Source organism: Streptomyces sp. NPDC047841 (genome assembly GCF_040704085.1).
Lineage (GTDB): Bacteria > Actinomycetota > Actinomycetes > Streptomycetales > Streptomycetaceae > Streptomyces > Streptomyces argyrophylli.
Genome location: NZ_JBEYRP010000007.1, coordinates 358,309 through 379,537, shown reverse-complemented (window position 1 = coordinate 379,537; position 21,229 = coordinate 358,309). Strand labels below are relative to the sequence as shown.

The 21,229-nt window shown below is 70.1% G+C and carries 16 protein-coding genes; 1 reads left to right on the top strand and 15 read right to left on the bottom strand.

All coding sequences use genetic code 11. The features are described 5' to 3' along the window. Positions 1–19: 19 nt before the first annotated feature. The 11 genes from AB0947_RS14135 to AB0947_RS14085 all read right to left on the bottom strand — a co-directional run bounded on the left by AB0947_RS14135 (position 20) and on the right by AB0947_RS14085 (position 15,445). Complete coding sequence (locus tag AB0947_RS14135; protein ID WP_366750595.1) at positions 20–1,981, bottom strand: TIGR03960 family B12-binding radical SAM protein; 1,962 nt, start codon at positions 1,979–1,981, stop codon at positions 20–22. A gap of 40 nt (positions 1,982–2,021) precedes the next feature. Further along, entirely contained in the window at positions 2,022–3,554 is a 1,533-nt protein-coding gene (locus AB0947_RS14130) for a CYTH and CHAD domain-containing protein (RefSeq protein ID WP_366750594.1), read from the bottom strand. A gap of 48 nt (positions 3,555–3,602) precedes the next feature. Further along, the gene (gene rodA, locus AB0947_RS14125; RefSeq protein ID WP_366750593.1) at positions 3,603–4,799 is read right to left on the bottom strand and encodes a rod shape-determining protein RodA; all 1,197 of its coding nucleotides are present in this window, start codon (positions 4,797–4,799) and stop codon (positions 3,603–3,605) included. After that, entirely contained in the window at positions 4,796–7,048 is a 2,253-nt protein-coding gene (gene mrdA, locus AB0947_RS14120) for a penicillin-binding protein 2 (protein WP_366750592.1), read from the bottom strand. Before mrdA ends, rodA begins: the two co-directional genes overlap by 4 nt. 131 nt (positions 7,049–7,179) lie before the next feature. Next, positions 7,180–7,857 (bottom strand): rod shape-determining protein MreD, encoded by a 678-nt coding sequence (mreD, locus tag AB0947_RS14115; RefSeq protein WP_366750591.1) that lies wholly within the window; start codon positions 7,855–7,857, stop codon positions 7,180–7,182. Positions 7,858–7,870: 13 nt separating this feature from the next. Continuing rightward, complete coding sequence (gene mreC, locus AB0947_RS14110) at positions 7,871–8,809, bottom strand: rod shape-determining protein MreC (RefSeq protein WP_366750590.1); 939 nt, start codon at positions 8,807–8,809, stop codon at positions 7,871–7,873. Between the two features lie 165 nt (positions 8,810–8,974). Continuing rightward, positions 8,975–9,994, bottom strand: coding sequence for a rod shape-determining protein (locus AB0947_RS14105; RefSeq protein WP_014672705.1), 1,020 nt, complete (start codon positions 9,992–9,994; stop codon positions 8,975–8,977). Between the two features lie 261 nt (positions 9,995–10,255). Next, on the bottom strand, positions 10,256–10,669 hold the full coding sequence (gene ndk, locus AB0947_RS14100; protein WP_171156359.1) for a nucleoside-diphosphate kinase: 414 nt from the start codon (positions 10,667–10,669) through the stop codon (positions 10,256–10,258). A gap of 65 nt (positions 10,670–10,734) precedes the next feature. Beyond that, complete coding sequence (locus AB0947_RS14095; RefSeq protein WP_366750589.1) at positions 10,735–11,097, bottom strand: DUF4233 domain-containing protein; 363 nt, start codon at positions 11,095–11,097, stop codon at positions 10,735–10,737. Positions 11,098–11,104: 7 nt separating this feature from the next. After that, positions 11,105–12,619 (bottom strand): folylpolyglutamate synthase/dihydrofolate synthase family protein, encoded by a 1,515-nt coding sequence (locus tag AB0947_RS14090; protein WP_366750588.1) that lies wholly within the window; start codon positions 12,617–12,619, stop codon positions 11,105–11,107. 201 nt (positions 12,620–12,820) lie between these two features. Then, positions 12,821–15,445: a valine--tRNA ligase gene (locus tag AB0947_RS14085; RefSeq protein ID WP_366750587.1), complete on the bottom strand. Its 2,625-nt coding sequence runs from the start codon at positions 15,443–15,445 to the stop codon at positions 12,821–12,823. Between the two features lie 137 nt (positions 15,446–15,582). Between AB0947_RS14085 and AB0947_RS14080 the strand changes: the two genes are divergently transcribed. Continuing rightward, positions 15,583–16,542, top strand: a complete 960-nt coding sequence (locus AB0947_RS14080; RefSeq protein ID WP_366750586.1) for a hypothetical protein — start codon at positions 15,583–15,585, stop codon at positions 16,540–16,542. 82 nt (positions 16,543–16,624) lie between these two features. Here the strand turns inward: AB0947_RS14080 and clpX are convergent, their stop codons facing one another. The 4 genes from clpX to tig form a co-directional block, all read right to left on the bottom strand. Further along, the gene (gene clpX, locus AB0947_RS14075; protein ID WP_014672712.1) at positions 16,625–17,911 is read right to left on the bottom strand and encodes an ATP-dependent Clp protease ATP-binding subunit ClpX; all 1,287 of its coding nucleotides are present in this window, start codon (positions 17,909–17,911) and stop codon (positions 16,625–16,627) included. 171 nt (positions 17,912–18,082) lie between these two features. Next, positions 18,083–18,748 carry an ATP-dependent Clp protease proteolytic subunit gene (locus AB0947_RS14070; protein ID WP_053710263.1) on the bottom strand — a complete coding sequence of 222 codons (666 nt, stop codon included), beginning with the start codon at positions 18,746–18,748 and terminating at the stop codon, positions 18,083–18,085. A gap of 67 nt (positions 18,749–18,815) precedes the next feature. Then, on the bottom strand, positions 18,816–19,421 hold the full coding sequence (locus tag AB0947_RS14065; protein WP_051009690.1) for an ATP-dependent Clp protease proteolytic subunit: 606 nt from the start codon (positions 19,419–19,421) through the stop codon (positions 18,816–18,818). Between the two features lie 274 nt (positions 19,422–19,695). Further along, entirely contained in the window at positions 19,696–21,084 is a 1,389-nt protein-coding gene (gene tig, locus AB0947_RS14060) for a trigger factor (protein ID WP_366750585.1), read from the bottom strand. Between the last annotated feature and the right edge of the window lie 145 nt (positions 21,085–21,229).

The window sequence follows — 21,229 nt, the reverse complement described above, 5'->3', positions numbered from 1 at the left end:
GTCGAGTGCCTGGCTCACGTCAGTGCACGTGCCCGCTCGCGGCCGGCGCCGGACCCGCGTTCTTGACCGTCAGCGGAAGCAGCTTCTTGCCGGTCGGGCCGATTTGTATGGCCGTGTCCATCTGCGGGCAGACACCGCAGTCGAAGCACGGGGTCCAGCGGCAGTCCTCGACCTCCGTCTCGTCGAGGGCGTCCTGCCAGTCCTCCCAGAGCCAGTCCTTGTCCAGGCCGGAGTCGAGGTGGTCCCAGGGCAGGACCTCCTCGTAGGTGCGCTCGCGGGTGGTGTACCAGTCGACGTCCACGCCGTAGGGGGCGAGGGCCTTCTCGGCGCACCGCATCCAGCGGTCGTAGGAGAAGTGCTCGCGCCAGCCGTCGAAGCGGCCGCCGTCGTCGTACACCGCGCGGATGACCGCGCCGATGCGGCGGTCGCCGCGGGAGAGCAGGCCCTCCACGATGCCGGGCTTGCCGTCGTGGTAGCGGAAGCCGATGGAGCGGCCGTACTTCTTGTCGCCGCGGATCTTGTCGCGGAGCTTCGCGAGGCGCTCGTCCGTCTCCTCGGCGGAGAGCTGCGGGGCCCACTGGAAGGGGGTGTGGGGTTTCGGGACGAAACCGCCGATCGACACCGTGCACCGGATGTCGTTCGAGCCGGAGACCTCGCGGCCCTTCTGGATGACGCGGGTCGCCATGTCGGCGATCTGGAGGACGTCGTCGTCGGTCTCCGTCGGCAGGCCGCACATGAAGTACAGCTTCACCTGGCGCCAGCCGTTGCCGTAGGCCGTGGCGACCGTACGGATCAGGTCCTCCTCCGAGACCATCTTGTTGATGACCTTGCGGATGCGCTCGGAGCCGCCCTCGGGGGCGAAGGTCAGACCCGAGCGGCGGCCGTTGCGGGTCAGCTCGTTCGCCAGGTCGATGTTGAAGGCGTCGACGCGGGTGGAGGGGAGGGACAGGCCGATCTTGTCGTCCTCGTAGCGGTCGGCGAGGCCCTTGGCGACGTCCCCGATCTCCGAGTGGTCCGCGCTCGACAGCGACAGCAGGCCGACCTCCTCGAAGCCGGTCGCCTTCAGGCCCTTCTCGACCATCTCGCCGATGCCCGTGATGGAGCGCTCGCGCACCGGGCGGGTGATCATGCCGGCCTGGCAGAAGCGGCAGCCGCGTGTGCAGCCGCGGAAGATCTCCACCGACATGCGCTCGTGGACCGTCTCGGCGAGGGGGACGAGGGGCTGCTTGGGGTAGGGCCACTCGTCCAGGTCCATGACCGTGTGCTTGGACACGCGCCACGGGACACCGCTCTTGTTCGGGACCACGCGGGCGATACGGCCGTCGGCGAGGTACTCGACGTCGTAGAACGCCGGTACGTAGACGCCGCCGGTCTTCGCGAGACGGAAGAGGACCTCCTCGCGGCCACCGGGGCGGCCCTCGGCCTTCCACTCGCGGATGATGCGGGTCATGTCCAGCACGGCCTGCTCGCCGTCGCCGATGACCGCCGCGTCGATGAAGTCGGCGATCGGCTCCGGGTTGAAGGCCGCGTGGCCGCCGGCCAGGACGATCGGGTCGTCGACCGTGCGGTCCCGGGACTCCAGCGGGATGCCGGCCAGGTCCAGCGCGGTGAGCATGTTCGTGTAGCCCAGCTCCGTGGAGAAGCTGATGCCGAACACGTCGAAGGCCTTCACCGGGCGGTGGCTGTCCACCGTGAACTGCGGGACGCCGTGCTCCCGCATCAGCTCCTCCAGGTCCGGCCACACGCTGTAGGTGCGCTCGGCGAGGACCCCCTCCCGCTCGTTGAGGACCTCGTAGAGGATCATGACGCCCTGGTTGGGCAGACCGACCTCGTACGCGTCCGGGTACATGAGCGCCCAGCGGACATCGCACTCGTCCCACGGCTTGACCGTGGAATTGAGCTCTCCGCCGACGTACTGGATCGGCTTCTGCACGTGCGGGAGCAGAGCTTCGAGCTGCGGGAAAACCGACTCGACAGGCATCTCGCGAACCTTCATGAGCTGACAGGGGGGACCATCAAGCCTAACCCGCCCGGCGGCCTCCCCCGAACGCACCGCGAGCCGCCCTCGACCCGGTCTCCTTCCAGAGCCGGGGCAGCTCCGCCTCCGTCGCCGCCGCCCGCGCCTCCTCCCTGGCGTACAGCACCCCGTAGGTGAACGTGCTCTCCCCCGCCGCGTGCGCCACCGCCGCGAGCTCGCGCAGGGTGCGGCGGGCCATGACGCTGTCCTGGTGGTCGCCCAGGAGGGTGGTCAGGGACTTCATGGCCCCGGTCAGGGTGCGGGCGGGGGCGCCGAGCGCCTCGGTGGCGGCCTCTGCGGCGTAGCGGGTGCGCTTGGCCTTCTTGCGGGCCTCGTGCAGGGCGAGGTCGCGGTCCTGTCCCGGCGGCAGCGCCAGCGCGTGCTCCATGACGTGGGTCAGCTTCTTCACGTCCTTGCGTACAGCCTTGGCGAGGGCCTTGTGCGGCTTCCTGCCGGCCGCCCCGCGCAGCGGCGGGTCCGCGAGGAGGGCGTCCAGGGCGTCCAGCAGGGCCAGGTGGCGGCGGGAGTCCAGCACCCCGGTGAGGTGGGCGTGGGCGCCGCCGTGCCGGGCCCGGGACCACGCGGCCAGCCGCTCGGGCACGGGGCCGGCGACCAGGGCGGGTGGGAGCGCGTCGAGGGCGGTGGCCAGGCGGTCGGCCAGCACCTCCTGGTCGCGGTCGACGCCCAGCTCGCCGGCGAGCCACTTCAGCTCGGCGCCGAGGGGGCCGGTGACGGTGCGGTCCAGGAGGGCGCCGAAGGTGCGCAGGGTGCTGCGGGCGCGGCGGGTGGCGACCCGCATGCGGTGCACGGCGTCGGGGAGGTCACGGCGGACGGCGGGGTCCAGCTCGACCAGGGCGTCCCGCTGGGCGCGGAGGTAGGCGAGGACGTGATCGCCGGCGGTCACCGGCGGCGGGGGCGCGGCCTTCTCGCGGGGCCTGCCCCGGGCCGTCTGTTCCAGGGCGCGGGCCAGTTTCGACGGCGACCGGGACGGCCGTACGCCCGCCTTGCGCAGCCGCTTCTCCAGCTGGTCGAGGAGGGCCGGGTCGCCGCCGTCGGCCAGTTCCACCTCGATCTCGGTCCACTGGGCGACCGCGCCCCCGCCGCCCAGCCGCTCGGCGGTCACGGCGTCGACGCTGGCCTCGGCCAGCAGCTCGCCCTCGGCGTCGAGCAGGTGCCGGACGTCGCGGGCGGAGCGCAGCCGGACCAGCGGGACGAGCTCGGCGTCCCGGACGCGGGAGCGGACGAGGGCCGCGATCTCCTCGGGGACGGTGTCGGAGAGCGGGGCCTGGATCTCGTCGCGGACTCCGGGGGCGACCGGGAACTTCAGGTGCCAGCCGGCGTCCGCGCCGCCGGTGCGGCGGCGCAGGGTGAGCGCGGCGGCGGCCAGGCGTTCGTCGACGGTGTCGTAGTACGTGGCGTCGAGTTCCACCAGGCCCTTGTCCAGCACGGCCGCCACCGGGCCGGCGCCGGTCAGGTCGGGCAGCCCGCTGTCGTCGGACTCGTACTTGCGCTCGATCTCGCGTTTCGCATCCGCCATGCACCGAATCTAGTGTCCGGGGCGCCGGTACGGCAGGGGGTGCCGGGGCTACGCCGACATGGGCCGTTGGACCTTGATCGACTGCAGCAGTCCCACGGCGACCCACACCGCGAACATGGACGAGCCGCCGTACGACACGAACGGCAGGGGCAGACCGGTGACCGGCATGATGCCGAGGGTCATGCCGATGTTCTCGAAGGACTGGAAGGCGAACCAGGCCACGATCCCGGCGGCGACGATCGTCCCGTACAGCTCGGTCGAGTCACGCGCTATCCGGCAGGCGCGCCACAGGAGGACCCCGAGCAGGAAGATGATGAAGCCGGCGCCGACGAAGCCCAGTTCCTCCCCCGCGACCGTGAAGACGAAGTCGGTCTGCTGCTCGGGCACGAACTGGCCGGTGGTCTGCGAGCCGTGGAACAGCCCGGCGCCGGTGAGTCCGCCGGAGCCGATGGCGATGCGGGCCTGGTTGGTGTTGTAGCCGACACCGGCCGGGTCCAGGTCCGGGTTGGCGAAGGCCGCGAACCGGTTGATCTGGTACTCGTCCAGGATGTGCAGCTGCCAGATCGCGATGCAGCCGATGACGCCGGCGGTGAGCAGACCGAAGACCCAGCGGTTGGAGGCGCCGGAGGCGAGCAGCACGCCGAGGATGATCGCCACCATGGCCAGCACCGAGCCGAGGTCGGGCATGAGCAGCAGGATCAGGATCGGGACGGTGGCCAGGCACAGGGCCTGGAACACGGTCCGGTGGTCGGGGTACGGCTTGTCGCCCGCGTCCACCCGGGCGGCCAGCAGCATGGCCATGCCCAGGATGATCGAGATCTTGAGGAACTCGGCGGGCTGGAGCGAGAAGCCGCCGATCACCAGCCAGTTGCGCTGGCCATTGATCGTGGCGCCGAGCGGGGTGAGGACCACCAGGGCGAGGAGCACCGACAGGCCGTAGAGGACCGGCACGGCGTTGCGCAGGGCGCGGTGGCCGAGCCAGACGGTGCCGATCATCAGGCCGATCCCGATGCCGAGGTTCATCAGGTGCCGGAGCAGGAAGAAGTACGGGTCGCCCTGGTTCAGCTCGGTGCGGTTGCGGGTCGCCGAGTACACCAGCAGGGAGCCCAGCAGGGACAGGGCGGTGGCCGCGAGCAGTATCGGCCAGTCCAGCCGACGGGTGAGCGAGTCGCGGGCGAAGAGCCTGGTCCAGCGGGCTCGCTCGGGGCCGTACCCGGAGACGGAGAAGCTGTTCGCGCCGGTCATGAGGGCATCCTCCGGCTTCCCCTCCTGCGAGGCCGTCTGCGGGTGTCGCGGTTGCCCGTGCCGGGCGACGGCGTGGTGCCGGCGGGCTGCTGGCCGTCGCCGTTGGTCGGGTTGTTCTTCTGGGCGGCCTCGGCGTCCTTGGCCGGGTCGCCGGAGATCTTCGGGGCGGCGATGGTGCCGTCCGTGCGGACCTTGGGCAGGCCCTTCTGCGGCTCGGGCAGCATCGCCTTCCTGCTGTCGATGGAGCCGTCGCCCTGGACGCCGTAGAGGGCGCTGTAGATGTTGCGCACGGCCTCACCGGAGGCGCCGGAACCCGTACCGGCCTGGGCGATCGTCATGATCACCGTGTAGTCCTTGGAGTAGGTGGCCAGCCAGGAGGTGGTCTGCTTGCCGTAGACCTCGGCCGTGCCGGTCTTGGCGTGCAGCGGGATCTTGTCCTGCGGCCAGCCGCCGAACTTCCAGGCCGCGGTACCGCGGGTGATGACGCCGGCGAAGGCGTCGTCCATGCCCTTGAGGGTGGCCTGGCTGACGGGCAGCCTGCCGCGCTTGGTCGGCTTGATCTCCCGTACGGTCTTGCCGTCGGCGCTGATGATCGCCTTGCCGATGGTCGGCTGGTACATCGTGCCGCCGTTGGCGACGGCGCCGTAGATCACGGCCTCCTGGATCGGGGTGACGAGGGTGTCGCCCTGGCCGATGGAGTAGTTGATCGAGTCGCCCTCGCGCATCTTGTTGCCTTCGAGGCAGTTCTCGTAGGCGATCTTCTCGACGTAGGAGCCGTCCTTCTTGCCGCTCTTGCACCAGGCGTCCTTGTTGGCCTTCCAGTACGCCAGCTTCCACTGGCGGTCCGGGACGCGGCCGGTGACCTCGTTGGGCAGGTCGACGCCGGTCTCCTTGCCGAGGCCGAACTGGTGGGCGGCCTTGTAGAAGTAGTCCTTCGGCTGGCCCTTCTTGGGGTTGATGCCGCCGTCCTTCTTCCACTCACGGTCGGCGAGGCCGTAGAAGACGGTGTCGCAGGAGACCTCCAGGGCGCGGCCCAGGGAGATGGGGCCGAAGTTCTCGCCCTCGAAGTTCTTGAAGACCTGGCCGCCGACCGAGTAGGAACTGGTGCACGGGTAGCTGCCGTCGAAGGGGTAGCCGGCCTCGACCGCGGCGGCCGTGGAGACCACCTTGAACGTCGAGCCGGGGGCGGCCTGGCCCTGTATGGCCCGGTTGAGCAGGGGGTAGTCCGAGTCCTTGCCGGTGAGGGCCTTGTAGTCCTTGGCGGAGATGCCGCCGACCCAGACGTTCGGGTCGTACGTCGGCGCCGAGGCCATGGCGACGATGCGGCCGGTCTTGGCCTCCATCACCACGACGGCGCCGGAGTCCGCCTTGTAGTTGGTGCCGGTGATCTTGTCGAACTGCTGGCGGGCGGCCTTCATCGCCCTGTCCAGCTCGTACTCGGCGACCCGCTGGACGCGGGAGTCGATGCTGGTGACCAGGTTCGAACCGGGCTCGGCCGCGTCCGACTTGGCCTTGCCGATGACCCGGCCGAGGTTGTCGACCTCGTAGCGGGTGACGCCGGCCTTGCCGCGCAGCACCTTGTCGTACGTCCGCTCCAGGCCGGAGCGGCCGACCATGTCGGAGCGCAGGTAGGGCGAGTCGGTGTCCTTGGCCTGCTGGATCTCGGCGTCGGTGACCGGCGAGAGATAGCCGAGCACCTGCGCGCTGTTGGACTTGCCGGGGCCCGGGTAGCGGCGGACGGCCTCGGGTTCGGCGGTGATGCCGGGGAAGTCCTCGGAGCGCTCGCGGATCTGCAGGGCCTGCTTGGCGGTGGCGTCGTCGGTGATCGGGATCGGCTGGTACGGCGAGCCGTTCCAGCAGGGCTGGGGGGTCTTGGCGTCGCACAGCCGGACCTTCTGCATGACCTCCTCGGGGCTCATGCCGAGGACGCCGGCCAGCTTGGTGAGGACGGCCTTGCCGTCGTCCTTCTGCTTCAGCAGGTCGGTCCGGGAGGCGGAGACCACCAGGCGGGTCTCGTTGTCCGCGAGGGGGACGCCCCGCGCGTCCAGGATGTCGCCGCGCACGGCCGGGTCGACGACCTGCTGGACGTGGTTGCCCGACGCCTCCTTCTGGTACTCGGCGCCCTCGCGGATCTGGAGGTACCACAACCGGCCGCCGAGCGTGCCGAGGAGGGAGAGAACGAGGATCTGGATCACGACGAGCCGGATCTGGACCCGTGGGGTCCGACCGGTCTCGGGGATGTTGGTCACTGCTGCTGTCTCCCCCTCTCAGTGCCCCTGTGCGGGAACGCGTACGAATGATGAACGACCGGCCTGTGAACCCGCGTTCCAGCCAGGCTTGCCCGTTCGGGTGAACTCACCCGGGTGGAACTCCCCGTTCCTCACAGTCGCTTGACCCCCTTGATGCGGCCGACCCGGGCGGAGCGCGTGCGCGCCTTGGCCTTCAGGGCGCCCAGGCCGCCGCGCTGGCTGCCGATGCGCAGCCCCGTGCCGGAGGAGAGCCAGCCCGAGGAGATGTCCCCGGCCTTGGCCGCGGGCCCGGTCTCGGTGAGCGGGTCGTTGTCGGCGCGGCGGGCCAGCCACATCACGCCGGGCACCACGAACGGGGCGAGCAGCAGGTCGTACAGGGCGGCGGAGAACAGCAGTCCGGGCAGGCCGACATGGCGGGCGGCGGTGTCGCCGACCAGGGCGCCCACCCCGGCGTAGAGCAGGGTGGAGCCGATGGCGGCGGCGACCACGACGGCCATCGGGCCGGCCGCCGACTTCAGCCGGCCGTTCTCCGGCCTGACGAGCCCGGCGAGGTAGCCGATGACGCACAGCACGAGCGCGTACCGGCCGGCCGCGTGGTCGGCCGGCGGGGCCAGGTCGGCGAGGAGACCGGCGCCGAAGCCGACGAGGGCGCCGCCGACGTGGCCGTACACCATCGCCAGGCCGAGCACGGTGAGCAGCAGCAGGTCGGGGACGGCGCCCGGCAGGTGCAGCCGGGCGAGGACGCTCACCTGGATCACCAGGGCCACGACGACCAGCGGGACGGAGAGCAGGATCCGGTTGACACGCATGGGGATACAGCTCCTACTGCTGCTGGTCGGTGGCGGGGGCGTCGGCCGACGGGGTGACCGTCACGGTCACCGTCGGCGTCGGGACCGGCTTCGGCTTGGCCGGGAGCACGGTGTCCCGCGGGTCCTGCTTCGGTGGCGCCACGACCACGCCGACGATGTCGAGCTTGGTGAAGCTGACGTACGGGGTGACGTACAGCGTGCGGGTCAGGCCGCCGCCGGAGGGGTCGACGCGGGAGACCACGCCGACCGGGACACCGGGCACGAACGGCTTGTCGGCCTGTGAGCCGAAGGTGACGAGCCGGTCGCCCTTCTTCACCTCCGCCTTACCGTTGAGCAGTTCCACGCGCAGCGGGCGGTCGCCCTGGCCGGAGGCGAAGCCGAGTTCGTCGCCCGCCTCCATGCGGGTGCCGACGGTGAAGTCCGGGTCGTTGGCGAGCAGCACGGTCGAGGTGCTGGGGCCGACGGTGGTGACCCGGCCGACCAGGCCGTCGCCGTTCAGGACGGTCATGTCCCGCTTGATGCCGTCGTCGGCGCCGGCGTCGATGGTGATGGTCCAGGAGAAGCCCTGGGCCGAGCCTATGGCGATGACCTGGGCGCCCTTGATGCCGTACTGCCCCTCGCCGGCCACCTTGAGTAGCTTGTCGAGCTGCCGCAGGCGGCTGCGGTTGCGGTCGTCGCTGCCGAGCTTGGCCTTGAGGGCCGCGTTCTCCTTCTCCAGCGCGGCGAGCCGGTCGTGCCGGCTGCCGGAGTCGCGGATCGCGGAGACGGCGTTGCCGACCGGGTCCACCGCGGAGGACAGTCCGTTCTCGACCGGGCCGAACGCCGCCGCGGCGGCGTGCCGGGCACCGTCGACCGGGGAGTTCCGGCCCCCGCGGATGTCCACCGTGATCAGCGCGAACGCGATGGCGACCAACAGGACCAGGAGCAGCCGGCTCTCTTTCGTGTCCCTCACGTGCGGCGGCCGTGCCCTTCCTCAAGTAGGAATTCGTCGGACCCCTGGACGACGCGCATGCTGTGGCGCGGTCCAACAGGCCCATTCGTGGGAGCTTATGCCTCTATATCAACGATCCGCCGCACGAGAGGAGAACGTCTCGTACGGCGGAATCGAAAAGTCGCGTCATCTGCGCGGCTGGGCGTCCAGGACCTGCTGCAGCGCCTCGAACTCCTCGACGCACTTGCCGGAGCCGAGCGCGACGCTGTCCAGCGGGTCCTCGGCGATGTGGATCGGCATGCCGGTCTCCCGTCGCAGCCGCTCGTCGAGCCCGCGCAGCAGGGCTCCGCCGCCGGTCAGAACGATTCCTCGGTCCATGATGTCGCCGGACAGCTCCGGCGGGCACTTGTCGAGGGTGGTCTTCACGGCGTCCACGATCGCGTTGACGGGCTCCTCGATCGCCTTGCGGACCTCGGCCGCGGAGATGACGACGGTCTTCGGCAGCCCGGACACCAGGTCCCGGCCGCGGACTTCGGTGTGCTCGTCGGTGTCGAGGTCGTACGCCGAACCGATCGTGATCTTGATCTGCTCCGCCGTGCGCTCACCCAGGAGAAGGCTGTACTCCTTCTTGATGTACTGGATGATCGCGTTGTCCAGTTCGTCGCCGGCGACGCGGATGGACTGGGCGGTGACGATCCCGCCGAGCGAGATGACCGCGACCTCCGTGGTGCCGCCGCCGATGTCCACCACCATGTTGCCCGTGGCCTCGTGGACCGGCAGGCCGGAGCCGATGGCGGCGGCCATGGGCTCCTCGATGATGTGCACCTGGCGGGCGCCGGCCTGGGAGGACGCCTCGATGACCGCGCGGCGCTCGACGCCCGTGATGCCCGAGGGCACGCAGACGACGACCCGCGGCCGGGCCAGGTACCGCCGCTTGTGGATCTTCAGGATGAAGTAGCGGAGCATCCGCTCGGTGATCTCGAAGTCGGCGATCACGCCGTCCTTGAGCGGACGGACCGCCACGATGTTGCCCGGAGTCCGGCCGATCATCTTCTTCGCTTCGGCACCGACCGCGAGGATCCCACCCGTGTTGGTGTTGATCGCCACGACGGACGGTTCGTTCAGTACGATCCCGCGACCCCTGACGTACACCAGCGTGTTGGCGGTCCCGAGGTCGACAGCCATGTCACGGCCGATGAACGACATTGAGTTCCCCATCCGGATTCATCTGGCCGTCCTGAGCCTTTGAGGGCATGTCAGAACGGCGAGGCGGGTGCTGTGACGTGAAGGCTTCCATCGTAAACGCGCCTGCACGAACACTGCGCGAGGGTCTCCGCCATTGTCACCAGATGGCGTGCCGCCCCGCTTGTGGAGACGGGCGTTCGGGGGCGCTCGTTCCCTCAAATGCCAGGACTGTGCCGGAAAGGTCCGGGCGTGGCCCCGGACCTGTTCCCCGGCGGGCGGGCGTTACGCGCGGCCCGGGAAGAAGATCTTCACCTCGCGCTCGGCGGACTCCTCGGAGTCGGAGGCGTGGATCAGGTTCTCGCGCACGATCACGCCGTAGTCACCGCGGATCGAGCCGGGCGCGGCGGCGATCGGGTCGGTGGGGCCGGCGAGCCGGCGCACGCCCTCGACGACCCGCTCGCCCTCGACGATCATCGCCACGACCGGGCCGGAGGACATGAACTCGACCAGCGGCTCGTAGAAGGGCTTGCCCTTGTGCTCGCCGTAGTGCTGCTCCAGCGTGTCCTGGTCCAGGGTGCGCAGCTCCAGCGCGGTGATCTGCCAGCCGGCCTTGCGCTCGATGCGGCTGATGATCTCGCCGGTCAGGCCACGACGGACGGCGTCGGGCTTGAGGAGGACGAGGGTGCGCTGGCTCACGAGGGGCTCCTTACACGACGTGCGGGTGCGGTGGAACGAGGTTACAGGGCGTGTCGGGGCCGTTGTTACGCAGCGTCAGCCGTGGAGGAGGAGGACTGGGCCTGCGCCGCGAAGCGGGCCTTCGCCTCGTCCACTTTCCTCCCGAAGTGCACCGAAGCCCACCACAGGGCCGCGAAGACCGCGCCCAGGAAGTACATCGTCGGGACGAAGACACCGGAGGCGATCAACGCGATCTGCAGGGCCCAGCCGAGGGCCACGCCGCCGGGCCGGGTCACCATGCCGCACAGCAGCACGGACAGCAGCATGGCGATGCCGCTCACCAGCCACACCGTCGACGTGGACAGGTCCGGGTCCTTCATGGCGACGAGCCCGGCGAAGCCGATGACGAAGAACTCGCCGATCAGGGTCGAAGCACAGAGGGTACGCATGGTCGGCTCAGCCCTTCCCGAGCAGCAGCCGGGCCTCGCCGACCGTGATGACGGAACCGGTCACCAGCACACCGCCGCCCGCGAACTCGCCCTCCTCCTCGGCCAGCGTGATCGCGGCCTCCAGGGCGTCCGGCAGCCGCGGCTCGACCTGCACGCGCTCGTCGCCGAACACCTCGACGGCGATCGCGGCCAGCTCGTCCGCGTTCATGGCGCGGTGGCTGGAGTTCTGCGTGACGACGACCTCGGCGAAGATCGGCTCGAAGGCCTCCAGCAGCCCGCGCACGTTCTTGTCGCCGCTCGCGCCGACGACCCCGATCAGCCGGGTGAAGTCGAACGCCTCCCGCACGGCCTCGGCGGTGGCCTCGGCGCCCGCCGGGTTGTGCGCGGCGTCCAGCACGACGGTGGGAGAGCGCCGTACGACCTCCAGCCGGCCCGGGGACGACACGGCCGCGAACGCCTTGCGCACGGTGTCGACGTCCAGCGGCTCGGCGCGCTGCGCGCCCACGCCGAAGAACGCCTCCACGGCGGCGAGCGCGACGGCCGCGTTGTGCGCCTGGTGGGCGCCGTGCAGCGGCAGGTAGACCTCGGGGTACTCGCCGCCGAGACCGCGCAGCGTGACCAGCTGCCCGCCGACGGCGACCTGGCGGGCGACGATCCCGAACTCCAGCCCCTCGCGGGCCACGGTGGCGTCGACCTCCACGGCCTTCTTCAGCAGCACCTGCGCCGCGTCCACCGGCTGCTGGGCCAGGATGACGGTGGCGTCCTGCTTGATGATGCCGCTCTTCTCGCCGGCGATCTGCGCGTGCGTCTCGCCGAGCCGGTCGGTGTGGTCGAGGCCGATGGGGGTGACGACGGCGACGTCACCGTCGATCACGTTGGTGGCGTCCCAGGAACCGCCCATGCCGACCTCGACGACGGCGACGTCCACGGGGGCGTCCGCGAAGGCCGCGTACGCCATGCCGGTGAGCACCTCGAAGAAGGACAGCCGGTACTCCTGCTGCCCGTCCACCATCTCGATGTACGGCTTGATGTCCTGGTACGTCTCGACGAACCGCTCGGCGGTGATCGGGGCGCCGTCCAGGCTGATCCGCTCGGTGATCGACTGCACGTGCGGGCTGGTGTAGCGGCCGGTGCGCAGCTCGAAGGCGCCGAGCAGGGCCTCGATCATGCGGGCGGTGGAGGTCTTGCCGTTCGTGCCCGTGATGTGGATCGAGGGGTACGACCGCTGTGGCTCGCCCAGCACGTCCATCAGCGCGGCGATGCGGCTGACCGAGGGCTCCAGCTTGGTCTCGCCCCAGCGGGTGGCCAGCTCCGCCTCGACCTCGCGCAGGGCCCTGTCGACCTCGGGGTCCTCGGGGCGGGCGGGCACGTCCGCCTGGGGAGGGCCGCCCTGGGTGCGCAGGGTGCGGCTGCCGGCCTCGATGACCGCGAGGTCGGGGTCGCGGGTGGTCTCGGCTTCGATGATCTCGTCGAAGGAGTCGAGGGGGTCGGGGGTGTCGCTGGTGCCGGGCGCTTCGCTCACGGGGCCAAGTCTACGGAGCGGACGCCTGCGGTGCGGCGCCGGTATGGGACGGCTTGTCTCGTCGGCCGGCTGCGGGACGCCCCGGGCTGGTCGCGCCCGTGCGGCGGAGCCGCGTACCGGTGCGGCCCCGCGCCCCTGACCGGGGACGCCGAAGGCCCCGGCACCTCATCGGCACCGGGGCCTTCACCTGCCGGGGACCGGCTACGCCTGCGGCAGCTTCTCCAGCTGGGCGGTGATGCGGGTGATGTCCTCGTCCGCCTTGGCCAGGCGCGTGCGGATCTTGTCCACCACGTTCTCCGGGGCCTTCGCCAGGAACGCCTCGTTGCCCAGCTTGGCCGTGGCCTGGGCCTTCTCCTTCTCCGCGGCGGCGAGGTCCTTCGCGAGGCGCTTGCGCTCCGCGGCGACGTCGATCGTGCCGGAGAGGTCGAGGGCGACCTCGGCGCCCGCCACCGGCAGGGTCGCCGTGGCCGTGAAGCCCTCGCCCTCCGGCTGGAGGCGGAGCAGCTGGCGGATGGCGGCCTCGTGCGGGGCGAGGGCTGTGCCGTCGAGCGTCAGCCGGGCCGGGACCCGCTGGCCGGGCTGGAGGCCCTGGTCGGCGCGGAAGCGGCGGACCTCGGTGATGACCGACTGGAGGGTGGCGATCTCCTGCTCGGCCGCCGCGTCACGGAAGCCGCTGTCGGTCGGCCAGTCCGCGATGACGATCGACTCGCCGCCCGTCAGCGTCGTCCAGAGGGCCTCCGTGACGAACGGGACCACCGGGTGCAGCAGCCGGAGGGTGACGTCCAGGACCTCGCCGAGGACGCGCTTGGAGACCTCGGCCGGCTCGCCGCCCGCCTGGAAGACCGTCTTGGACAGCTCGACGTACCAGTCGAAGACCTCGTCCCACGCGAAGTGGTACAGCGCGTCGCTGAGCTTCGCGAACTGGTAGTCCTCGTAGAACGCGTCGACGTCGGCGACGGTCTCGTTGAGGCGCGACAGGATCCACCGGTCGGTGGCGGACAGCCGCTCCGGAGCGGGCAGCGGGCCGTCGACCGTCGCGCCGTTCATCAGCGCGAAGCGGGTCGCGTTCCAGATCTTGTTGGCGAAGTTGCGGGAGGCCTGGACCCAGTCCTCGCCGATGGGGACGTCGGTGCCGGGGTTGGCGCCGCGGGCCAGGGTGAAGCGGACGGCGTCGGAGCCGTACGTGTCCATCCAGTCCAGCGGGTCGACGACGTTGCCGAAGGACTTCGACATCTTCTTGCCGCGCTCGTCGCGGACCAGGCCGGTGAGCGCGATCGTCTTGAAGGGGACCTCGCCGTCCATGGCGTAGAGGCCGAACATCATCATCCTCGCGACCCAGAAGAAGATGATGTCGTGGCCGGTGAGCAGGACGTCGGTCGAGTAGAACTTGCGCAGGTCGTCGGTCTGTCCGGGCCAGCCGAGCGTGGAGAACGGCCACAGGCCGGAGGAGAACCAGGTGTCCAGGACGTCGGTGTCCTGGTGCCAGCCCTCGCCGGCGGGCGGCTCCTCGTCGGGGCCGACGCAGACGACCTCGCCCTCCGGGCCGTACCAGACCGGGATGCGGTGGCCCCACCACAGCTGGCGCGAGATGCACCAGTCGTGCATGTTGTCGACCCAGTCGAAGTACCGCTTCGACATGTCCTCGGGGTGGATCCTCACCCTGCCGTCGCGGACGGCGTCACCGGCGGCCTTGGCCAGCGGGCCGACCTTGACCCACCACTGCATGGACAGGCGCGGCTCGATGGTGGTGCTGCACCGTGAGCAGTGGCCGACGCTGTGGACGTACGGCCGCTTCTCGGCGACGATCCGGCCCTGCGAGCGCAGCGCGGCGACGATCGCGGAGCGGGCTTCGAAGCGGTCCAGGCCCTGGAAGGGGCCGTGCACGGTGATGACCGCCCGCTCGTCCATGACCGTGATCGACTCCAGGTCGTGGCGCTGGCCGATCGCGAAGTCGTTGGGGTCGTGGGCCGGGGTCACCTTGACGGCGCCGGTACCGAACTCGGGGTCGACGTGGGTGTCCGCGACGACGGGGATGCTGCGGTCGGTCAGCGGCAGCTTGATGCGCTTGCCGACCAGGTGCTTGTACCGCTCGTCGTCCGGGTGGACCGCGACGGCGGTGTCGCCCAGCATGGTCTCGGCGCGGGTGGTGGCGACGACCAGCGTCTCGTCACCCTCGCCGTACCTGATGGAGACCAGCTCGCCGTCGTCCTCCTGGTACTCCACCTCGATGTCCGAGATGGCCGTCAGACAGCGCGGGCACCAGTTGATGATGCGCTCGGCGCGGTAGATCAGCTCGTCGTCGTAGAGCTTCTTGAAGATGGTCTGGACGGCCTGGGACAGGCCCTCGTCCATGGTGAAGCGCTCGCGCGACCAGTCGACGCCGTCGCCGAGGCGGCGCATCTGGCCGAGGATCTTGCCGCCGTACTCCTCCTTCCACCGCCAGACGCGCTCGACGAACGCCTCGCGGCCCAGGTCCTGGCGGGACTTGCCCTCCTCGGCGAGCTGCTGCTCGACCTTGTTCTGGGTGGCGATGCCGGCGTGGTCCATGCCGGGCAGCCACAGCGCCTCGTAGCCCTGCATGCGCTTGCGGCGGGTGAGGGCGTCCATGAGCGTGTGCTGGAAGGCGTGGCCCAGGTGCAGCGAGCCGGTGACGTTCGGCGGCGGGATGACGATCGTGTACGGCGGCTTGTCGCTCTTGGCGTCCGCCTCGAAGTAGCCCCGCTCCACCCAGCGCTCGTACAGCGGCCCCTCTACATCGGCCGGCGCGTACTGGGTCGGCAGTTCGGTGTCGGGCGCGGGTGGCTGCTGCTGAGCGTTCTCGGTCACGGGGGTCAGTTTAGAGGTGTCACGGGGTGGTCCCGAAACGCCTTTGTTCTGTAACGGTGCGGCCCCCGGTGCCGTGCTGTTCCCGCGCCTGGGCCAGGATGTCAGGAACACATAAGCTTCTGGAGGGGAACCCAGGAATGAGCAACAATCAGCCGGGCCCGTACGGCCAGCCGCCCCAGCAGCCGGGTCCGTACGGCCAGCAGGGGCAGCCTGGACCGTACGGCCAGCCGGGCCCCTACGGCCAGCCGCCGCAGGCTCCCCAGCCCGGCTACGGCTACCCCCAGCAGACCCCTCCGGCGCAGCAGCCGGGATACGGCTACCCGCAGCAGGGCGCACCGCAGCAGCCCGGCCCGTACGGCCAGCAGCCGGGCCCCTACGGGCAGCCGCAGCCGTACGGCACGCCGCAGGCGCCGCAGCCGGGCGGGGGCAGGAAGAAGACGGGCCTGGTCATCGGCGCGGTGGCCGTGGTGGCCGCCGTGGCCGTGGGTGCGTACTTCCTGCTGAGCGGCAGCGGCGGCGGCAGCGTCGCGGACGACGGCCCGCACAAGCTGACGACGCCGGCGACGGTGCTGTCCGAGTACAAGAAGTCCAAGGGCGACAGCGACACCATGACGGCCAGCGACCTCAAGGACGCCGAGAAGTGGGGTGTACACGACCCCAAGGACGTCAGCGCCGCGTACGAGGCGGGGGACCCGGACAATCCGCTGAGCAAGAAGGGGATCAACTTCGGCGGTGTCTACGGCACCATCGACGACCCCGAGAAGACCGTCGACGCGATGTTCGCCTGGTTCAAGTCCGAGTCCCAGAAGGACAGCGACAGCAAGGACGTCGCCCTGAAGGGCGAGCCGAAGGCGTACAACCCGGCCGGGCTCGACGGCGCGGTCCTCAAGTGCCAGCAGGCCACGGCCCCCACTGGCGCGGGCAGCGGCGGACCGAAGGACGTGACGCTCACGATCTGCGTCTGGGGCGACCACAGCACCATAGGCATGGTCATGCCGATGGACTTCGCCAACCTCGCGGCGGGCCGGGGCAGCGACCCGGCGACGGACGCCGAGCTGACCGCGAAGTTCCGCGCCGTGGTGCGCGTCAAGAGCTGACGCGTTCCGCGGCGGCGTGCAGAGGGGCCCCGGTCGGTCGACCGGGGCCCCTCTTCTGTGCCTGTCTGCGTGACGGCTGCGGTTACGCCGTCTTCTGCTCCCCCGAGCCCCGGCCGCGGGCGTCCCTCGGGATCAGGGTGGGGTTGACGTTGGAGAGGACCACGTCGGCGGTGATGACGACGCGGGCGACGTCCTTGCGGGACGGGACCTCGTACATCACGCCCTGGAGGACCTCCTCCATGATGGCGCGCAGGCCACGGGCGCCGGTCTGGCGGAGGATGGCCTGGTCGGCGATGGCCTCCAGCGCCTCGCGCTCGAAGTCCAGCTCCACGCCGTCGAGTTCGAACAGGCGCTGGTACTGCTTGACGAGCGCGTTGCGGGGCTCGACCAGGATCTTCAGGAGCGCCTCGCGGTCCAGGTTGTGGACCGAGGTGATCACCGGCAGGCGGCCGATGAACTCGGGGATCATGCCGAACTTGACCAGGTCCTCCGGCATGACGTCCTCGAAGACGTCCTTGGCCTCCAGCTCGCGCTTGGAGAGGATGGTGGCGCCGAAGCCGATGCCCTTCGCGCCGGCGCGCGCCTCGATGATCTTCTCCAGGCCCGCGAAGGCGCCGCCCACGATGAACAGCACGTTCGTCGTGTCGATCTGGATGAACTCCTGGTGGGGATGCTTGCGGCCGCCCTGCGGCGGGACCGAGGCCGTGGTGCCCTCCAGGATCTTCAGCAGGGCCTGCTGGACGCCCTCGCCCGACACGTCGCGGGTGATCGACGGGTTCTCGCTCTTGCGCGCGACCTTGTCGATCTCGTCGATGTAGATGATCCCGGTCTCGGCCTTCTTGACGTCGTAGTCGGCCGCCTGGATGAGCTTGAGGAGGATGTTCTCGACGTCCTCGCCCACGTAGCCCGCCTCGGTCAGCGCCGTGGCGTCGGCGATCGCGAACGGGACGTTCAGCATGCGCGCCAGCGTCTGCGCGAGGAGCGTCTTGCCGGAGCCCGTGGGGCCCAGCAGCAGGATGTTGGACTTCGCCAGCTCGATGGCGTCGTCACGGCCGCTCGCGCCGCCGTTCTCGCCCGCCTGGACCCGCTTGTAGTGGTTGTACACCGCGACGGAGAGCGCCTTCTTGGCGGCCTCCTGGCCGACCACGTAGCCCTCGAGGAACTCGTAGATCTCGCGGGGCTTGGGCAGCTCCTCCCAGCGCACCTCGCTGGTCTCCGCGAGCTCCTCCTCGATGATCTCGTTGCAGAGATCGATGCACTCGTCGCAGATGTACACACCGGGCCCTGCGATGAGCTTCTTGACCTGCTTCTGGCTCTTGCCGCAGAACGAGCACTTGAGCAGATCGCCGCCGTCACCGATGCGTGCCACGGTGTGCTTCCCCTTCGCCTGGGAGACGCCTGGACGCTAAGAGTCCAGCGGCTCCTGGTGCTGCCTTATGTCCGACGGTACCTTGCCGGGCCCGGTGTTCGGGCCCCCCTTGGCAGGGTTCACTTTGACGTGCACCGTGCCAAGGGGGGCCGGACGTGCGTGGTTGCGCTGTCAGCGGACCGCGCTGTTGTTCAGCTTGCGGGTGGAGATGATCTGGTCGACCAGGCCGTACTCCAGCGCCTCCTCGGCCGTGAGGATCTTGTCCCGCTCGATGTCCTCGCGGACCTTCTCGAGCGGCCGGTTCGAGTGCTTGGCCAGCATGTTCTCCAGCTGCTCACGCATCCGGGTGAACTCGTTGGCGATGATCTCCAGGTCGGAGAGCTGGCCGCGGCCGGTGGAGCCGGCCGGCTGGTGGATCAGCACCCGGGAGTTCGGCAGCGCCATGCGCTTGCCGGGGGTGCCGGCGGCGAGCAGGATGGCCGCGGCGGAGGCCGCCTGGCCCATGCAGACCGTCTGGATGTCGGGCTTCACGAACTGCATCGTGTCGTAGATCGCCGTGAGGGCGGTCATGTCGCCGCCGGGGCTGTTGATGTAGATCGAGATGTCCCGGTCCGGGTCCATCGACTCCAGGCACAGCAGCTGCGCCATGACGTCGTTGGCGGAGGCGTCGTCGATCTGGACGCCCAGGAAGATCACGCGCTCCTCGAAGAGCTTCGCGTACGGGTCGTACTCGCGGATGCCCTGGGAGGTGCGCTCGACGAAGCGCGGGATGACGTAGCGGCTGTCGGGGCGGGGCCCTTCGTACATGCCGCTGGCGGCGCCGGGGAAGTTGCTCATGGGGTTCACCGTCCTGGTGGCGTTCGGGGGGCTGGTGTCTCGGCGGTGCGTGGCGTGGCCGGACCGGTCAGGCACCGGTGCCGCCGCCTCCCGGAACACCCGAGGCGTGCGTGATGATCTCGTCAATGAGACCGTACTCCTTGGCCTCCTCCGGGGTGAACCAGCGGTCGCGGTCACCGTCGCGGATGATCGCCTCGACCGTCTGGCCCGAGTGGAGGGCGGTGAGCTCCGACATGCGCTTCTTGGTGCGCATCAGGTACTCGGCCTGGATCTTGATGTCCGAGACCGTACCGCCGAGGCCCGCGGAGCCCTGGTGCATCATGATGTCCGCGTGTGGCAGGGCGAAACGCTTGCCGGCCGCGCCGCCGGTCAGCAGGAACTGGCCCATCGAGGCGGCCATGCCCATCGCGATCGTCACCACGTCGTTCGGGATGTACTGCATGGTGTCGTAGATCGCCATGCCGGCCGTGACCGAGCCGCCCGGGCTGTTGATGTAGAGGTAGATGTCCTTGTCCGGGTCGGCGGCAAGGAGCAGCAGCTGCGCGGTGATCTTGTTGGCGATGTCGTCGTCAACCTGCTGGCCGAGGAAGATGATCCGCTCGTTGAGCAGCCGGTTGTAGACCTGGTCGCCGAGGCCACCACCGATGGAAGGCTCGCCGGCGGCGGAGGGCATCAGATTCGTCACGTATCCACCTGCTCGTCTTACGACGGCGCCGGGCCGTCTCATTGTTCTGCCTTTCATGGACCCTAACGCGACGTTCCCTCCGGGGAATCCCGGTAAGTGAGCTGTTCGCTGTGAGCGCAGGTCGCTCGGCGGGGGCGCCGGGAAACGCCCGCCACGGCCGTGCCGGGGCGGACGGCGGGGTACGGGTCCGGGAGATGCCGACGGGCCCCGGGGGAAGCCCCCAGGGCCCGTCGTGGGTGCCTCGCAGGCGCCGCGGGGCCGCTCAGCCCTCGGTCTTCTCCTCGGCGGAGTCGGACGCCTCGGCGGCCTCGGCCCCGGCCGGCGCCTCCTCGGTCTCCTCCTCGTCGTCCAGGTCGACGACCTCGCCGTTGGTGTCCTTCACCGTGGCGGACTCGACCACGACGGCCAGGGCCTTGCCGCGGGCGACCTCGCCGACCAGGAGCGGCACCTGGCCGCCCTCGACGACGGCCTGCGCGAACTGGTCGGGGGACATGCCGGAGGAGGCCGCACGCCGCATGAGGTGCTCGGTGAGCTCCTCCTGGTTGACGTTGAGGTTCTCCTTCTTGACCAGCTCGTCGAGGACGAACTGGGTCTTGATGCCCTTGACCGCGGCCTCGCGGGTCTCGGTCTCGAACTCCTCGGCGGTCTTGCCCTGGATCTCCAGGTACTTGTCGAGGGTGAGGCCCATCTGGCCGAGCTGGTGGTGCTCCAGGTTGTGCTTGCGGGTGTTGATCTCGTCCTCGAGGAGCTTCTCGGGGACGGGGACCTCCACCAGCTCCAGCAGCTTCTCCAGGACGCGCTCCTGGGCCTGCGTGGCCTGGTCGAACTGCTTCATGTTGGCGAGGCGCTTGCGGCTGTCGGCCTTCAGCTCCTCCAGCGTGTCGAACTCGGAGGCCAGCTGCGCGAACTCGTCGTCCAGCTCGGGCAGTTCGCGGGCGGCGACCTGGGTGACCTTGACGGTGACCTCGGCCTCCTTGCCCGCGGCGGAGCCGCCCTTCAGCTCGGAGGTGAAGGTGGCCTCCTCGCCGGCGGACAGGCCCTTGACGGCGTCGTCGATGCCGTCCAGCAGCTCGCCGGAGCCGATGGTGTAGGAGACGCCGTTGGCGATGCCGTCCTCCAGCACCTCGCCGTCGACCTTGGCCTCCAGGTCGATGGTGACGACGTCGCCGTCCTCGGCGGCGCGCTCGACCGGGGAGGTCGACGCGAAGCGCTCACGGAGCTGCTCCACGGACTTCTCGATGTCCTCGTCCGTCACCTCGACGGCGTCGACCTCGACCTCGATGCCGGAGTAGTCCGGGATCTCCAGGGCGGGGCGGACGTCGACCTCGGCGGTGAAGTTCAGCGTCTCGCCGTCCTTCAGCTCGGTGATGTCGACCTCGGGCTGGCCCAGCGGGCTCAGCTCGGCCTCGTTGACCGCCTCGGTGTAGAACTTGGGCAGCGCGTCGTTGACGGCCTCCTCCAGCACCGCACCGCGGCCGAAGCGCTGGTCGATCACGCGGGCCGGGATCTTGCCCTTGCGGAAGCCCTTCACCGTGACCTGCTGGTTGATCTTCTTGTACGCCGCGTCGAGGCTGTCCTTGAGCTCCTCGAAGGGCACCTCGACAGTGAGCCGAACCCGGGTCGGGTTCAGGGTCTCCACGGCGCTCTTCACGGTTCGGTCTCCTTGTGGCTGACTTCTCGGGTTCTGCCGGAGCCCGATGGGTCCGGCGGATTTCGCCGCCCGGAGGAGTTCGTAGGCCGTGAGGGCCGGGGACACACGGGCGCGCAGCTTGCATAGTAACCGCAGCCGGTCAGCG